This window comes from Lacisediminihabitans sp. (genome assembly GCF_036404185.1).
In the GTDB taxonomy this organism is placed as follows: domain Bacteria; phylum Actinomycetota; class Actinomycetes; order Actinomycetales; family Microbacteriaceae; genus Lacisediminihabitans.
Genome location: NZ_DASWPB010000170.1, coordinates 1 through 15723, shown reverse-complemented (window position 1 = coordinate 15723; position 15723 = coordinate 1). Strand labels below are relative to the sequence as shown.

General features: G+C 66.7%; 14 protein-coding genes. 5 read left to right on the top strand and 9 right to left on the bottom strand.

Annotated elements, in window-relative coordinates; genetic code table 11:
* The 6 genes from VGC18_RS12100 to rpoB all read right to left on the bottom strand — a co-directional run.
* On the bottom strand, positions 1–999 hold a 999-nt coding region (locus tag VGC18_RS12100; protein ID WP_331097696.1), incomplete at its 3' end, for an FHA domain-containing protein.
* A 66-nt stretch (positions 1000–1065) separates the two neighbouring features.
* Positions 1066–1590 carry a DUF6121 family protein gene (locus tag VGC18_RS12095; protein ID WP_331097694.1) on the bottom strand — a complete coding sequence of 175 codons (525 nt, stop codon included), beginning with the start codon at positions 1588–1590 and terminating at the stop codon, positions 1066–1068.
* Positions 1574–2419, bottom strand: a complete 846-nt coding sequence (locus VGC18_RS12090) for a hypothetical protein (protein ID WP_331097692.1) — start codon at positions 2417–2419, stop codon at positions 1574–1576. The genes VGC18_RS12095 and VGC18_RS12090 overlap by 17 nt, the downstream gene beginning before the upstream one ends.
* A 91-nt stretch (positions 2420–2510) precedes the next feature.
* Positions 2511–3023 (bottom strand): A24 family peptidase, encoded by a 513-nt coding sequence (locus VGC18_RS12085; RefSeq protein ID WP_331097689.1) that lies wholly within the window; start codon positions 3021–3023, stop codon positions 2511–2513.
* Positions 3024–3150: 127 nt separating this feature from the next.
* Positions 3151–7032, bottom strand: a complete 3882-nt coding sequence (locus tag VGC18_RS12080) for a DNA-directed RNA polymerase subunit beta' (RefSeq protein WP_331097687.1) — start codon at positions 7030–7032, stop codon at positions 3151–3153.
* Between the two features lie 48 nt (positions 7033–7080).
* Complete coding sequence (gene rpoB / locus VGC18_RS12075; protein WP_331097685.1) at positions 7081–10590, bottom strand: DNA-directed RNA polymerase subunit beta; 3510 nt, start codon at positions 10588–10590, stop codon at positions 7081–7083.
* 286 nt (positions 10591–10876) lie between these two features.
* Between rpoB and VGC18_RS12070 the strand changes: the two genes are divergently transcribed.
* The 3 genes from VGC18_RS12070 (at position 10877) to VGC18_RS12060 (ending at position 13134) form a co-directional block, all read left to right on the top strand.
* Positions 10877–11743 carry a fused MFS/spermidine synthase gene (locus VGC18_RS12070; RefSeq protein ID WP_331097683.1) on the top strand — a complete coding sequence of 289 codons (867 nt, stop codon included), beginning with the start codon at positions 10877–10879 and terminating at the stop codon, positions 11741–11743.
* A 229-nt stretch (positions 11744–11972) separates the two neighbouring features.
* Complete coding sequence (locus VGC18_RS12065) at positions 11973–12581, top strand: hypothetical protein (RefSeq protein WP_331097681.1); 609 nt, start codon at positions 11973–11975, stop codon at positions 12579–12581.
* Positions 12582–12666: 85 nt separating this feature from the next.
* Complete coding sequence (locus tag VGC18_RS12060) at positions 12667–13134, top strand: SprT-like domain-containing protein (protein WP_331097679.1); 468 nt, start codon at positions 12667–12669, stop codon at positions 13132–13134.
* Between the two features lie 25 nt (positions 13135–13159).
* Here the strand turns inward: VGC18_RS12060 and VGC18_RS12055 are convergent, their stop codons facing one another.
* Entirely contained in the window at positions 13160–13576 is a 417-nt protein-coding gene (locus VGC18_RS12055) for a VOC family protein (RefSeq protein WP_331097677.1), read from the bottom strand.
* 52 nt (positions 13577–13628) lie between these two features.
* Here VGC18_RS12055 and VGC18_RS12050 point away from each other — a divergent pair, with 52 nt between their 5' ends.
* Positions 13629–14204, top strand: coding sequence for a CGNR zinc finger domain-containing protein (locus tag VGC18_RS12050; protein WP_331097675.1), 576 nt, complete (start codon positions 13629–13631; stop codon positions 14202–14204).
* Between the two features lie 35 nt (positions 14205–14239).
* On the opposite strand, the gene VGC18_RS12045 is transcribed toward VGC18_RS12050, so the two are convergent.
* Positions 14240–14542: a DUF427 domain-containing protein gene (locus VGC18_RS12045; protein WP_331097673.1), complete on the bottom strand. Its 303-nt coding sequence runs from the start codon at positions 14540–14542 to the stop codon at positions 14240–14242.
* 45 nt (positions 14543–14587) lie between these two features.
* On the bottom strand, positions 14588–15211 hold the full coding sequence (locus VGC18_RS12040) for a 2-phosphosulfolactate phosphatase (RefSeq protein ID WP_331097671.1): 624 nt from the start codon (positions 15209–15211) through the stop codon (positions 14588–14590).
* Between the two features lie 56 nt (positions 15212–15267).
* On the opposite strand from VGC18_RS12040, the gene VGC18_RS12035 reads away from it, so the two are divergent.
* A partial coding sequence (locus VGC18_RS12035; RefSeq protein WP_331097669.1) for a DUF1684 domain-containing protein occupies positions 15268–15723 on the top strand: 456 nt, incomplete at its 3' end.

Here is a 15723-nt window from a genome sequence, read left to right as displayed (position 1 = left end):
GTCGTAGGCCTCTGCCGTCGAGGGCGACTCGTTGATGCGCAACTCGAGTTCGCGAACTCGCTCCTCCTCGAGCTGAGCGGTCAGCGAGGAGAGGTGGACGTCGAACCGGCCGATCGCCTTCCTCAACCGGCGCTTCTCCCTCGACTTGCCGGTAAGGAAGTTGCCGACCATCATCACGGGCGACATGGCAACGAACAGCAGCGATGTCGGTTGCCGCGTGAGAATGAACATCGCGCCACCCATGAGCAGCGGGGTGATCATCGCCAGCAGGGGGAACGGCTGCTCCTGCCTCTCGGCGGGCACCTCGGGGGCGGCGAACTGTGCACCGGCGTAGCGACGCTCGACCTTGGGCGAGCGGTTGAAGAAGATCGGTCCCGCCTTCGGCGCCACCCCGGCGAGCGCCGTCGCCTCCGTGACGGCGATGCGCACCTCGGAGTCGCCGATCAACAGGGTCTCCGTCTTCTCGATTCTGAGCCTGGTGACGATGCCGCCGTCGACCACCACGCCGTTCGCCGAACCCAGATCGATGACCTCGACGGCTGACGATGCCTCGAAGCGTACATGGCGCTTGGACACGAGCGGATCGTTCAGCACGATGTCGTTGCCCTCTTCCCGCCCCAGCACCGTCGTCCCGGCCCGCAGGGGGAACTCCCTGCCTGCGTCTGGGCCGCTCACGACGGTCAGCATCGCGACGATGGGCGGCTTTCCCGCGGCGGGCGGCAGGTAGTAGGTGCCACCGTCAGCGATGCCGACCGTCGCACCGCTGCCGATCCACGCCTCGCCGAGCGGCGCATCCGGGGGCAGGAGCAGGGCCTCCGACTGGCCGGGCAGGGTCGCATGCAGGGTCAGCACGCGCTGGGGATCGACCGGCGAGGAGGCGCGCGGGTCAAGCCTGGCGATGGTCGCGGCGACATCGGAGATGCTGGCGGCGGCATCTGCGGTGACGACGATGTCGTCGGAGACGCCGGACGGTCGGAGCAAGGTCAGTTTGAGACGCACGGTTTTCCTCCCCAGCAGACCGACACGGGACCCACCTCGTCGCCGCCAGACCAGTATAGGAGAGGGCTAATCTCGCCCCTCCCTGTCCCGATCGTCGCGGTCCTCCCACGGCCATCGGGGCGTCGTCCGTGCTCCGCCTCCGTCGCGATAGGCCACGAGGAGGAGGTAGCACAGGGCGACGACCACCGCGATTCCGAGGATGGCGAGAGCGAAGGGGCCGAACGCGTTTCCCCCGACGAAGAGGACACCCCGTAGCGGCTCCCCGCTGCCGAGCGAGTAGAGCGTGGCACCGGACACCAGGAACAGAAGATAGCAGTTCACTCCCACCACCACGGAGCTGAGGATCATCCATCCCCGGCGTCGGCGGGAGCCGAGCGTGACGAGCTGCAGGTAGAGCGCTGCGGTGGCGACCAGGAACATGACCGGTGCGATCAGCGGGCCCGCGCCCCTCTCGGCCAGGACCTCACGGTCGGTGAGCAGACTGATCACCCCGCTGGCGGCGATCGCCAGGGCGAGGAACAGCACCGACGCGAAGACCGCGAGTACCGCGACGTAGCGGCGACGCGGCGAATCGCTAGACGAGGCCCTCACGAACGGTCCCGCGATCGAATTCCGCTCGGCGCTCGGCGGACTCCCGCTCGTAGAGCGCCTGGGCCTCGGCATTCTTCTCCCTGACCCGCCTCCCCCTGGCGCTGATCGCCGCACCCACCCAGAGGGAGATCTCCCGGGAGAGCAGTGCGGCAGCGATGACGTAGGGGTCGGCGAGCGCCGTGGAGAACAGCGCGGATGCCTGGTCGGGCGTCTCGGCGATGATCCCGTTCACGAGAAGCAGGGTGCCGACCGTACCGAAGTAGACGAAGATGCCGACCAGCAGGCTGCCGAGCACGTACGCCCACCACCCGGCACGGTTGGCCAGCAGGGCGAGCAGGATGAAGCCGGCCAGGAAATACAGGACCGGCACATAGAACGTGGGCGCGTCGATGAAGGAGAAGGAGATCGTGCCCGTCGAACCCGCGTGGATGACCGCGACGACGAGGGCGAACAGGATCGCGAACACGACGGCGGAGAGCACCGCCATCAGCACTCCGAACCGGCGGTTGCCCTTCTTCGCCGGTGGCAACGGGGCGGAGACGTAGATCGTCTGCACGGGGGGAGCCGCCTCGACCCGCGGCTCCAACTCCACGGCGGCCGGATCGTCGGTCGCCGCGACCGGCTCCGTCGATGAGACGACGGCGGGCACCTCCTCGACCAGGACGTACTTGGCCTTGATGTCATCGGTGGGCTCGTCGAGAGGGACGGCCTCATCCGCTCTTTCGTCGATCACCGTCTCCTCGATCGCCACCCGCTCGGGCTCGATCTCGTCCGGTGCCGGCTCGACGGCGCCCGTCTCCGGCCGCGCGCGCGGCGTCTCGTCGCTCATTGTGCACTCCTCACGGGCCGACCAGGCCATCCCAATGGATCAGGGTCACTCTAGCAATCGCCACCCCACCGGGCCACGGTGCGCTGTCGCATCAGACCAGGTCGAGCAGCTCCTCCGCGGGGAGGAACGAGACGACGACGCCCAGCCACGCGCCGGCGAGCATCCACGGTCCGAAGGCGATGGATGCGCCCGCCCGCCCCCGCCGGACGGCGATCAGCACCAGGCCGAAGACGCCACCGGCGACAAACGGCACGACCGCGCAGACGACGAGAGGCCCCCAGCCGAGCCAACCGAGGAACAGGCCGAGCAGGCCGGCGAGCTTGACGTCGCCGAAACCCATGCCGCGTGGCGAGGCGAGCGCCAACAGGAGGTAGAATCCGCCGAGGATGAGGCATCCCGCCCCGGCGCGCGCCAGCGCGGGCAGATCGCCACCGACCGAGGATGCCACGAACAGCAGCACCGCGCCGACGAGGTAGCTGGGCAGGACGATGACGTTCGGCAGGCGGTGCCTGCGGACGTCGACAACCCAGAGCACGAGGCTGATCGCCGCGAGGTAGAGGAAGGCGAGGATGGCGACGCCGTCGCTCAGCGCGGCGGCGGTCATCGTGGTGCCCCGGTCGACATGACGTGCAGCCTAGGGCGATCGGGATCCCGCGGGGCGATCTGTCCACAGGAACGACGATGGCCCCTCCGCTGTCGCGGAGGGGCCATCGTGTCGGTACGGGTGCTGCTTAGTTGTACGTGCCGGGCGTGTAGTCGTCCGAGGAGAAGCTGTCGAAGTCGACGAAGCTCAGATCGGCCTCACTGAACGAGGAGTCGTCCGTGAAGATCCGGTTCGGATACCGCTCGGCCTTCGCCTCCTCCGTTGCCTCGACGGACACGTTGCGGTACTTCGGGAGACCGGTGCCGGCCGGGATCAGCTTTCCGATGATCACGTTCTCCTTCAGGCCCATCAGCGGGTCGGACTTGCCCTCCATGGCCGCCTGGGTCAGAACCCGGGTGGTCTCCTGGAAGGACGCGGCCGACAGCCACGACTCGGTCGCCAGGGACGCCTTGGTGATGCCCATGACCTCCTGGCGAGCGGACGCCGTCTTCTTGCCCTCGGTGAGCGCCGTGCGGTTCAGCTCGTTGTACTTGAGCCGGTCGACGAGCTCGCCGGGGAGCAGGCCGGTGTCGCCGTGATCGACGACGGTGACCTTGCGAAGCATCTGACGGACGATGACCTCGATGTGCTTGTCGTGGATCGGGACACCCTGCGAGCGGTAGACACCCTGCACCCCGCTGACGAGGTGGATCTGGACGGCACGGACACCGCGGACACGAAGGACTTCCTTCGGGTCGATGGCGCCGACGTGCAGCTGCTGCCCGAGCTCGACATGCTGCCCGTCCTCGACGAGGAGGGTCGCGCGCTTGAGCACAGGGTAGGCGATCGGCTCGTCGCCGTTGTCGGGGGTCAGGATGAGCTTGCGGCTGCGGTCCGTGTCCTCGATGGTGATCTTTCCCGCGGCCTCGGCGATCGGGGACGCACCCTTGGGGGTGCGGGCCTCGAACAGCTCGGTGACACGGGGAAGACCCTGGGTGATGTCATCCGCGGATGCGACGCCACCGGTGTGGAAGGTGCGCATCGTCAGCTGGGTGCCGGGCTCGCCGATCGACTGGGCCGCGATGATGCCGACGGCCTCTCCGATGTCGACGAGCTTGCCAGTCGCGAGCGACCGGCCGTAGCAGGCGGCGCAGACGCCGACCGCTGACTCGCAGGTGAGCACGGAGCGGACCTTCGCGTGGGTGATGCCGTTGTCGATGAGCTCCTGGATGAGAACGTCTCCGACATCGTCACCGGCCTTGGCGATGACCTTGCCGTTCGCGTCGACCGCGTCCTCGGCGAGGCTGCGGGCGTAGAGCGAGTTCTCGACGTTGGAGTCGCGAACCAACACACCATCGGCGCCGACGGACGCGACCGTGAGGTCGAGACCCTTGGTCGTGCCGCAGTCGTCCTCGCGGATGATGACGTCCTGCGAGACGTCGACCAGACGCCGGGTGAGGTACCCGGAGTCGGCCGTGCGGAGCGCCGTGTCGGCCAGTCCCTTGCGGGCACCGTGGGTCGCGATGAAGTACTCGGCGACCGAGAGGCCCTCTCGGTAGCTCGAGATGATCGGACGCGGGATGATCTCACCCTTCGGGTTCGACACCAGGCCGCGCATACCGGCGATCTGGCGGACCTGCATCCAGTTACCACGAGCACCGGAGGTGACCATGCGGTTGATGGTGTTGTCCGAAGGCATGTTGTCTTCCATCGCCTTGGCGACTTCGGCGGTTGCCTTGTTCCAGATCTCGATGAGCTCCTGACGACGCTCGGCGTCGGTCGTGAGGCCCTTCTCGAACTGGGTCTGGACCTTCGACGCCTGCTTCTCGTAGCCCTCGATGATCTGCCGCTTGTTCGGCGGCGTCAGCACGTCGGAGAGCGCAACGGTCACACCGCTCCGGCTCGCCCAGTGGAACCCGGCGTCCTTGATGCGGTCGAGCGCTGCGGCGACCTCCACCTTCGGGTAGCGCTCGGCGAGATCGTTGACGATCAGCGAGAGCTGGCCCTTGTCCGCGAGCGCCTGAACGTACGGGTAGTCGGCGGGAAGGGTCTCGTTGAAGATGGCGCGTCCGAGGCTCGTGTCGACGAGGACGGGCTTGCCGGGCGCGTAGTTCGCCGGCTCCTCCCCCTCGGCGAAGACGACGTTCTCCAGCCGGATGCGGGCCTTCGCGTTGAGGTCGAGCGTGTGCTGATCGAAGGCGAGGATGGCCTCGGCGATCGAGGAGAACGCGCGACCCTCACCCACTGCACCCTCCTTGATGGTGGTGAGGTGGTGCAGACCGATGATCATGTCCTGGGTCGGCAGGGTCACCGGGCGACCGTCGGACGGCTTGAGGATGTTGTTCGAGGCGAGCATCAGGATGCGCGCCTCGGCCTGGGCCTCGACCGACAGCGGAAGGTGCACGGCCATCTGGTCGCCGTCGAAGTCGGCGTTGAACGCCGCGCAGACGAGCGGGTGCAGCTGGATGGCCTTGCCCTCCACGAGCTGAGGCTCGAAGGCCTGGATGCCCAGACGGTGCAGGGTGGGTGCGCGGTTGAGCAGCACGGGGCGCTCGCGGATGATCTCCTCGAGCACGTCCCACACCTGCGGACGGCTGCGCTCGACCATGCGCTTGGCGCTCTTGATGTTCTGCGCGTGGCTCAGGTCGATGAGTCGCTTGATCACGAACGGCTTGAACAGCTCGAGCGCCATCTGCTTGGGCAGACCGCACTGGTGAAGCTTGAGCTGAGGTCCGACGATGATGACCGAACGACCGGAGTAGTCGACGCGCTTTCCGAGCAGGTTCTGACGGAACCGGCCCTGCTTGCCCTTGAGCATGTCGCTCAGGGACTTGAGGGCGCGGTTGCCGGTTCCCGTGACGGGACGGCCACGACGACCGTTGTCGAACAGGGCGTCGACGGCCTCCTGCAGCATCCGCTTCTCGTTGTTGACGATGATCTCGGGGGCGCCGAGGTCGAGCAGGCGACGGAGACGGTTGTTGCGGTTGATCACACGACGGTAGAGGTCGTTGAGGTCGGAGGTCGCGAAGCGGCCACCGTCGAGCTGCACCATCGGGCGCAGCTCCGGCGGGATGACCGGGACGACCTCGAGCACCATGGCGGCCGGCGAGTTGCCGGTCTGGAGGAAGGAGTTGACCACGCGCAGTCGCTTGATCGCGCGGATCTTCTTCTGGCCCTTGCCGTTGGCGATCTGGTCGTGCAGGTCGTCGCTCTCGGTGGCGAGGTCGAAGGCCTGCAGGCGTTTCTGAATGGCCTCTGCGCCCATGTAGGCCTCGAAGTACACCCCGAAACGGTCCTGGAGGTCGTGGAAGACGGCGTCTTCCGGCTTGAGGTCGCCGACCTTGAGGTTGCGGAAGTCGTCCCAGACGCGCTCCAGCTGGGCGATCTGCTCGTCGAAGGACTTGCGGGCCTGGCCCATCTCCTTCTCGGCGAGGTCCTTGGCGCGACGCTTCTGGTCGGCCTTGGCACCCTCCTCCTCGAGTGCGGCGAGGTCGGTCTCGAGGCGCTGCAGGCGGTCGGCGATGCGGGCATCGCGCTGGCTCTCCAGCTCCTTGATCTCGAGGCGGATCTCGTTCTCGAGCCCGGGCATGTCGTCATGACGGCCCTCCTCGTCGACCGAGATGACCATGTACGCGGCGAAGTAGATGACCTTCTCGAGGTCCTTCGGCGCCATGTCGAGCAGGTAGCCCAGGCGGCTCGGAACACCCTTGAAGTACCAGATGTGCGTCACGGGGGCGGCGAGCTCGATGTGGCCCATGCGCTCACGACGGACGGAGGACTTGGTGACCTCCACGCCGCAGCGCTCGCAGACGATGCCCTTGAAGCGCACCCGCTTGTACTTTCCGCACGAGCACTCCCAGTCGCGGCTCGGTCCGAAGATCTGCTCTCCGAAGAGGCCATCCTTCTCGGGCTTCAGCGTGCGGTAGTTGATCGTCTCGGGCTTCTTGACCTCGCCGTGCGACCAACGACGGATGTCGTCGGCGGTCGCGAGGCCAATACGCAGCTCATCAAACGTTGTTACGTCGAGCAATTTTTCTCCTACTTTGAAAAGTTCGTCAGTGTCGTCGGTTGCCGCGGTCTAGATGTCGTCGATCGACGAGTTCTCGAACCGGCTGGAGATGTTGATGCCGAGCTCCTCCGCCGCACGGAAGACCTCGTCGTCCGTGTCGCGCAGACTCACCGCGGTACCGTCCGCCGAGAGCACCTCGACGTTCAGACACAGCGACTGCATCTCCTTGATGAGCACCTTGAAGGATTCCGGGATGCCGGGCTCCTGGATGTTCTCGCCCTTGACGATGGCCTCGTACACCTTGACGCGGCCGAGGATGTCGTCGGACTTGATCGTCAGCAGCTCCTGCAGCGCGTATGCCGCGCCGTAGGCCTCGAGCGCCCAGACCTCCATCTCGCCGAATCGCTGTCCACCGAACTGCGCCTTACCACCCAGCGGCTGCTGCGTGATCATCGAGTACGGTCCCGTCGAACGCGCGTGGATCTTGTCGTCGACGAGGTGGTGGAGCTTGAGGATATACATGTAACCGACCGAGACCGGCTCCGGGAACGGCTCGCCGGAGCGGCCGTCGAAGAGCTGAGCCTTGCCGCTGGACCCGATGAGGCGCTCCCCGTCACGCGTCGGCGTGGTCGAGTCGAGCAGTCCCTCGATCTCCGCCTCGAGCGCGCCGTCGAACACGGGGGTGGCCACCTTGGTGCCCGGCTCCGCGCTCAGGGCGTTCGCGGGGATCTTGGCCGCCCACTTCGGGTTGCCCTTGACCTCCCAGCCCTGCTTGGCGACCCAGCCCAAGTGGATCTCGAGCACCTGGCCGAAGTTCATGCGTCCGGGGATGCCGAGCGGGTTCAGCACGATGTCGACCGGCGTCCCGTCGGCGAGGAACGGCATGTCCTCGACCGGCAGGATCTTCGAGATGACGCCCTTGTTGCCGTGACGACCGGAGAGCTTGTCGCCCTCGGTGATCTTGCGCTTCTGGGCGATGAAGACCACAACACGCTGGTTGACGCCCGAGCCGAGCTCGTCGTCGCCGTCCTGCGAGTCGAACACCTTGACGCCGATGATCGTTCCGGCCTCGCCGTGGGGAACCTTGAGCGAGGTGTCGCGCACCTCGCGGCTCTTCTCGTTGAAGATGGCGCGCAGCAGGCGCTCCTCCGCGGAGAGCTCGGTCTCGCCCTTCGGCGTGACCTTTCCGACGAGGATGTCGCCCGGGTGAACCTCTGCACCGATGCGGATGATGCCGCGCTCGTCGAGATCGGCGAGCAGCTCCGGCGAGACGTTGGGCAGATCGCGGGTGATCTCCTCCTTGCCGAGCTTGGTGTCGCGGGCGTCGACCTCGTACTCCTCGATGTGGATCGAGGAGAGCGTGTCGTCCTTCACCAGGTTCTGGCTGAGGATCATCGCGTCTTCGAAGTTGTAACCCTCCCACGGCATGAACGCGACGAGCAGGTTCTTGCCGAGGGCGAGCTCGCCGTTCTCCGTCGCGGGTCCGTCCGCGATGACCTGGCCGACCTCGATGCGCTCGCCGACCGAGACGATGACGCGGTTGTTGTACGAGGTGCCCTGGTTGGAGCGGTCGAACTTGCGCAGGTAGTAGTCCTGGGTGCCGCCCTCGTCGAGCTGGACGGTGACGACCTCGGCGGAGACCTCCGAGACAACACCCGCCTTCTCGGCGATGACGACGTCGCCGGCGTCGATGGCCGCGAAGCCCTCCATGCCGGTTCCGACGAGCGGGCTCTCGCTGCGCAGCAGCGGGACGGCCTGGCGCTGCATGTTCGCACCCATGAGGGCGCGGTTCGCATCGTCGTGCTCGAGGAAGGGGATGAGCGAGGTCGCGACGGACACCATCTGGCGCGGCGAGACGTCCATGTAGCCGATCTCCTCGATCGGGAACAGGTCGACCTCTCCGCCCTTGCTCCGCGCGAGGACGCGGGGCTCGGCGAACCGGGCCTCCGCGGTCAGGGGCGCGTTGGCCTGGGCGACGACGTATTCGTCCTCTTCGCTCGCGGTGAGGTAGTCGATCGTCTCGGAGACCACGCCGTCGATGACCCGGCGGTACGGGGTCTCGATGAACCCGAAGGAGTTGATGCGCGCGAAGGACGCGAGCGAGCCGATCAGGCCGATGTTCGGGCCCTCAGGGGTCTCGATCGGGCACATGCGGCCGTAGTGGGACGGGTGGACGTCGCGAACCTCGACGCCGGCACGCTCACGGGAGAGGCCGCCGGGGCCGAGGGCCGAGAGGCGCCGCTTGTGTGTGAGGCCGGCGAGCGGGTTGTTCTGGTCCATGAACTGCGAGAGCTGCGAGGTGCCGAAGAACTCCTTGATCGCCGCGACGACGGGTCGCACGTTGATCAGGGTCTGCGGGGTGATCGCCTCGATGTCCTGCGTGGTCATGCGCTCGCGGACGACCCGCTCCATGCGGGACAGTCCGGTGCGGACCTGGTTCTGGATGAGCTCGCCGACGGCGCGGATGCGACGGTTGCCGAAGTGGTCGATGTCGTCCACGTCGAGGCGGAGCTCGACCGGCTTGCCGTCGCGGATGCCCGGAAGCGTCTTCTGCTCGTCGTGCAGGGCCACGAGGTACTTGATGGTCGCGAGGATGTCCTGCTGGCTGAGCACCGAGTTGGACAGCGGGGCGTCGATCCCGAGCTTGCGGTTGATCTTGTACCGGCCGACCTTCGCGAGGTCGTAGCGCTTGGAGTTGAAGTAGAAGTTGTCGAGGAGCGCGCGCGCCGCCTCGGCCGCGACCTGCTCGCCCGGGCGGAGCTTGCGGTAGATGTCCTTGAGCGCCTCTTCCTTGGTGAGGATGCTGTCCTTCTCCAGGGTGAGCTCGATCGACGAGAAGCCCTTGAACTCCTCGAGGATCTCCTCGCTCGTCAGCCCGAGGGCCTTGAGGAACACGGTGACCGACTGCTTGCGCTTGCGGTCGATGCGCACGCCGACCTGGTCGCGCTTGTCGATCTCGAACTCGAGCCAGGCGCCGCGGCTCGGGATGATGCGCGCGGAATAGATGTCCTTGTCGGAGGTCTTCTCCTGCTGGCGCTCGAAGTAGACGCCGGGGGAGCGGACCAGCTGGGAGACCACGACGCGCTCGGTGCCGTTGATGACGAAGGTGCCCTTGGGGGTCATCAGCGGGAAGTCGCCCATGAAGACCGTCTGGGTCTTGATCTCACCGGTGAGGTGGTTCATGAACTCGGCCTCGACGTAGAGCGGGGCGGAGTAGGTCTTGCCCTTCTCCTTGCACTCGTCGATCGAGTACTTCTTCTCCTCGAGGAACGGGTTGGTGAACGACAGCTGCATCGTCTCGCCGAGGTCCTCGATGGGGGAGATCTCCTCGAAGATCTCCTCGAGGCCGGTGAGGGCGGGAAGGTCCTGGCGGCCAGAGGCCTTCGCCGCGGCCGCACGTTCCTTCCAGATGTCGTTTCCGACCAGCCAGTCGAAGCTCTCGGTCTGCAGAGCCAGTAGATCGGGAACCGTCAGCGTGTCGGTGATCTTCGCGAACGAGAGACGCTCTGCTGAGCGGCCGTTCTTGGGAGATCCCTTTTTCGATGAGTTCGTGGTGGATGCGTTGCGAGCAGCAGCCAAGGAAATAACCTCCGGTGGACCAGTGTTGGCCCTATTTGCGTAAAGTGGCAGTCAGTCGGTGATGGATTCGCCCCAGGGACCCATGAGGAGTGTGTGTTGTGAACACGCAGCCGACCGCAATATGAAGGCAGAGAAATCCTGGGAGCGCAAAGAACAACTATAGGTTGCAACTACACCCTTTGTCCAGTTATTCCTTGACCATTTTCGGCGATTCGGCTATAAGAGCCCACGAACGCCCATTTCGGGCGGTGCCCACGGGCATCCGCATCTGTGGCAGGGTCGAAGCGTGACCACGAATCCCTCGATCGTCCTCAGCAGGAGCGGCTATCTCGCCGTCATCGAACCCGACCGCTGGGTTCCCGGCAGCTTCACGCTCGTCGTGGACGGCACGCCGCAGTCGCACGTCAACCTCGAGGACCCCAGCCAGCTCTTCTTCGAGTACATCCAGCGCATCGGGCACGTGATCGACCAGATCGGCATGCCGGGGGAGCCGATCACCGCACTCCACCTCGGTGCAGGCGCCTTCACCCTGCCGCGCTACATCGAGGCGACCAGGCCCGGTTCCCGGCAGCAGGTGATCGAGATCGAGAGCGACCTCGTCGAGCTGGTGCGCAAGCATCTTCCGCTCCCCCGGCACGCGTCGATCCGGGTGCGGCACGGGGATGCCCGCGAGGTCCTCGGCAAGCTGCCGCCCGGGCTGCGCGGTCAGGTCGATCTGCTCGTCGTCGACGTGTTCAGCGGCGCTCGCACGCCGGCCCACGTCACCAGCATCGAGTTCTACACCGAGGCGGTCGCCCTACTGAAGCCCGACGGCATCATCGTCGCCAACGTCGCTGACGGCCCCGGCCTCGCCTTCGCGCGCGGCCAGGCCGCCACCATGCTCGCCGCGACCGGACACGTCGCGGTGCTCGCCGAGACCCAGATCCTCAAGGGCCGCCGGTTCGGCAACGTCGTCGTGGTCGGCTCGCGGGAACCTCTGCCGCTGGAGTGGATGCCGCGGCTGCTCGCCGGGGGACCGCACCCCTCGAAGGTCGTCGACGAGGGCGAGCTGCGCAACTGGATCGCCGGGGCGTCCATCGTGACCGATGCCACGGCCATCCAGTCCCCTCCGCCGGCGAAGAGCATCTTCCAGACGGGCACCCGCGGCGACTGAGGGTCGTTCCCTCACCGCAGTCAGTCGCGGTCGCAGAGGCGTCGCCAGGCAACCCGCGGCTTCGGCTCCATCTTCCCGTTTTTGTCATGTCAGTTCAGCGGGACGTCACGCCGAACTGACATGACGAAAAAAAGACATCGGTCGGCGCGACGACACGCGGGGAGGGCCTCCGGGATATCTCTCACTCTCCAGCACTCACCGATTGCCGTAGCTAACCTGCGTCCCGGAGTTGCTTTTATCAGCTCGCCAGGATGGCCTGAACCCCCGGCCGCTAATTATCCGAAATGGGGACGGACTGACCATCAATTTCAAGCTCAACGATCGGTTCGACATCGATGCGGCGAAAGACGGCATGGGGCGCGCGTGGGTCGGGTGGAGCCTCGACCTTAGTGACCATGAGGTATATGAGCAGAATCGTGGTATTTGGCTCCTCGGGCGCCGCGCACGAAGCCAGGAGGTCGCGACGTTTTCTCACCACGGTGAGGTCGTTGCGGTGGTGGCAATCGAACGCATCGAAGATATTCCGTCTCTCCAGCACCAGAAGCCCAAGCAGGCGATCATCGGACGGGTGCTGCAGGTCGGCGACGCCGACTACGACGCCTTGATCGGGCAACGCGTCGACCATTACCGCAATCCGGTCACCTATCTCCCAACCGGACTGCGCACCTGCAGATGCGGCTGTGGAGGCGCCGTTGCAGGAAGCCGCGCGTTCCTTCCCGGGCATGACCAGCGGGCGATCCACGACCGCATCGCCCAAGAGTGGGGCACGACGCTCCAATTCGTCGAATGGTTCGATAACGCTTACGGCAAACCAGGCGCTGTCACGGCAGATCGATGACGGTTTACCACCACGCGACCATGAGGCGGGAAAGAAGCGAACGGCCAGGCATGACGCTGTCGGTGGCTGGGGTTAGCCTCGTTGCGTGGCTGAGCTGGTTCGTGTGCGCAAATGGGCGGATGCCCTCATCGCCCTGCATCTCGACCAGGGCTGGAGTTTCGGCTTCGATTCCGCCAAGACCCGTGCCGGACTCTGCAACTATACGGACAAGAAGATCACGGTCTCCCGGTACCTCGCCTCCCGCTACGAGGACGACGAGATCCATCAGGTGCTGCTGCACGAGGTCGCCCACGCCATCGCCGGCACCAGGGCGGGCCACGGACCGAGATGGAAGGCGATCGCCTCAGAGCTCGGCTACGAGGGCAAGCGGTTGCACGATGGGGCCATCGCTAACGAGCTCGCGCCGTGGGTGGGCACCTGCCCGGCGGGCCACGTGCACTACCGCTATCGTCGCCCCACCCGGCCGCTCGCCTGCGGCACCTGCTCGCGCCGCTTCGACCCCGCCAACACGATCGAATGGCGCCAGCGTTCCGTTCCGCGCCCCCGCCGCTGACGGGCCCTGCCGCCGCGCCTCGCAATCAGTGCAGGCAGAACTCGTTGCCCTCCGGGTCGCTCAGCGTGTACGTATACGTGCCGCGGTCATCCGTCTCCCAGAGCAGGGTCGCCCCGAGCGCCTCCGCCCTGGCCACCTCGGCGCGCCTCGTCTCCTCCGGCACCGGAACGTCGAGGTGCACCCGATTCTTGGCGACCTTGCCCTCCGGCACGAGCTGGAAGTAGAGGCGCGGGCCCTCCCCGGTGGGATCCCTGGCGGCGGCGACCTCGCGGAAGACCGAGCGGCCGTTCCGGATCAGGCGATCGCTCTCCGGCATCCGTCCGTCGGACACGAGCCGGTCCACGAACTCGGAGTTGTCCTCCACCTGATAGCCGAGCAGCGCGGCCCAGAACGCCGCCTGGGCGTTGGGGTCCGCGGTGTCGAAGGTGACCTGGAGCTTCATGGCTGCCCACCGTTTCCTCGTCAACGAGTGCGTAACCGACGATAATGGTTACGTGAAGACCGGTCAATGGTTTGGCTCGGGTGCGAGCACACGATGGTGGTTCGACACCGGCGCGGGTTGTCTCGACTTCGCCTACACGGGCGGCATGGGCGATGATCCGGACGGCGAGCTGTTCGCGACACCGGATGACCTGCGCGCCTGGCTCGCGGCCCGATTCGACCGGGTGGATGCCTCTGCGTCCGACCGCGATCTCGTCGACGCCCGCTCGCTCAGGGCGGCCATCGCGGCGGTCGCCAGGACACTGAGCTCTGGACTGCTGCCGGCCGCGGACGACGTGGACACGATCAACCTGTTCGCGGCGACCCCGGACATCCCGCCCTCGCTGTCCGGTGGCGCACGACGGGCGGGACGCAGCTCCGTGCGCGTCGGTCAGACCCTGTCGGAGATCGCGCGGGATGCCGTGCGGTTGTTCGGCGAGGATGCCGGGCGCCTGCGCACCTGCGCCGCGGACGACTGCGGGCTCGTCTTCTACGACGAGTCGCGGTCGAACAATCGCCGCTGGTGCTCGATGCAGCGCTGCGGCAACCGGTCGAAGGTGAGGGCGCACCGGGCCCGCACCTCCGGCTGACCGGGGCTATTCGGCTCCGCTATCGGCTCGGGACGTCAGTCGACGACCTGAACCTCTTTCCAGAACGCGACATAATTGCTGAAGTCCTTGCCGACCCGCTCGAAGGCGGTCGGATACGGCGTCGGATAGGTCCAGGCGCGGTCCTGCAGCAGGGTGTTGCCCTCCTTCACGCTGAAGTATTGGCACTCGCCCTTCCACGGGCAGGTGTACGGCGTCGCGCTGTCGACCAGAAACTCCCGATTGACGCTCTCCGGCGGGAAGTACCAGTTGCCCTCGATATTGATCAGGTCGTCCTGAGCCGCTTCCGCGAGCACGGTGTCACCGAGTACTGCCTTCATGAGTCCTCCAAAATGATCAGGGATTCTCCCTGTCCAATGGCAACGTCAGAGGTGGAAGCCGAATTCCCCGAGGACGGGCACGAGGGACGAGACATCCAGATCGATCGCGAGATCGACATCCGGCCTCCTGCCGCGCGCCTCGAGCTCCCGGCCGCCCGCGGAGGCGCCGATCAGGTGACCGGTCGCGTTGCTGAGTCCAGTGAACGCGGCGCTCGCCGTGGCCGCCTCCGGCGAGCAGTAGTCGATGCCCACGTCGGCGAGAGCGTCGATCACGGCCCCGGCGCCGAGGAGGTCCTCGACGCAGAACCGGATGCCTCCCTCCTCACCCGGCTCGCCCGCGGCGATCACCGCGACCGTGAAGCGATCGCCCTTGTCCCCCTGCTGGGCGAGCGCCCAGTCCGCGATGGCCCGGCGGTTGCGCAGCGACCCGGCGACGACGAGGGCGCTCGACGAGGACAGCGCGGCGGCGACCGCGGCACCACCGGTCGGCTTTCCGCCCTCCGCGGCGAGCGGCACGACCGGGAGGCCCGCAGAGAGCCCGAGGTCGACGGCGGTGCAGAACGACAGCACGTCGACGACCACGATGACATCGGCGCCGACACCGATGTCGGACGCGCCCTCCAGTCCCCAATCGAAACGAATCTGATACTGGGTCTGGCCATGGGTCACCCTCCGACAGTAGCGACTTCGGAACGATTCCCCGGCCACCGGCGTTAACGTGAGACATGACTGCTTTCGAGGTCGCCGACTGGCGACGCCGCGTGTTCGGGCTGTATGCGCGGGTGCGGGCATCCGCGGACCCGGCGGAGGCCCACGAGCTGTGGCGGATCGAACGCGATCGGCTCTTCGCGGAGCATCCGTCCACGCCGTTGCTCCCCGACGATCTCGCGGTCTTCACCGGGCTGCCGGTGACCCCGTACGACCCGGCCTGGCGGTTCGAGGCGGAGCTGCTGCCCGCCGAGCCCAGGCACCTGGATGTCGAGACCGGCACGGACGGGCTCGTCCCGTTCGATCTGCTCGGCGTGGTCGGCATCCCGGGAGTCGGCACCCTGGACGTCTGGGGGCTCGGCAGCTACGGCGGCGGGATCTTCGTCCCCGTGAAGGACGCCCTCGCCGGCCAGCCCGGCGGGACCTACGGCGGCGGCCGCTACCTCATCGACACGATCAAGGGCGCCGACCTC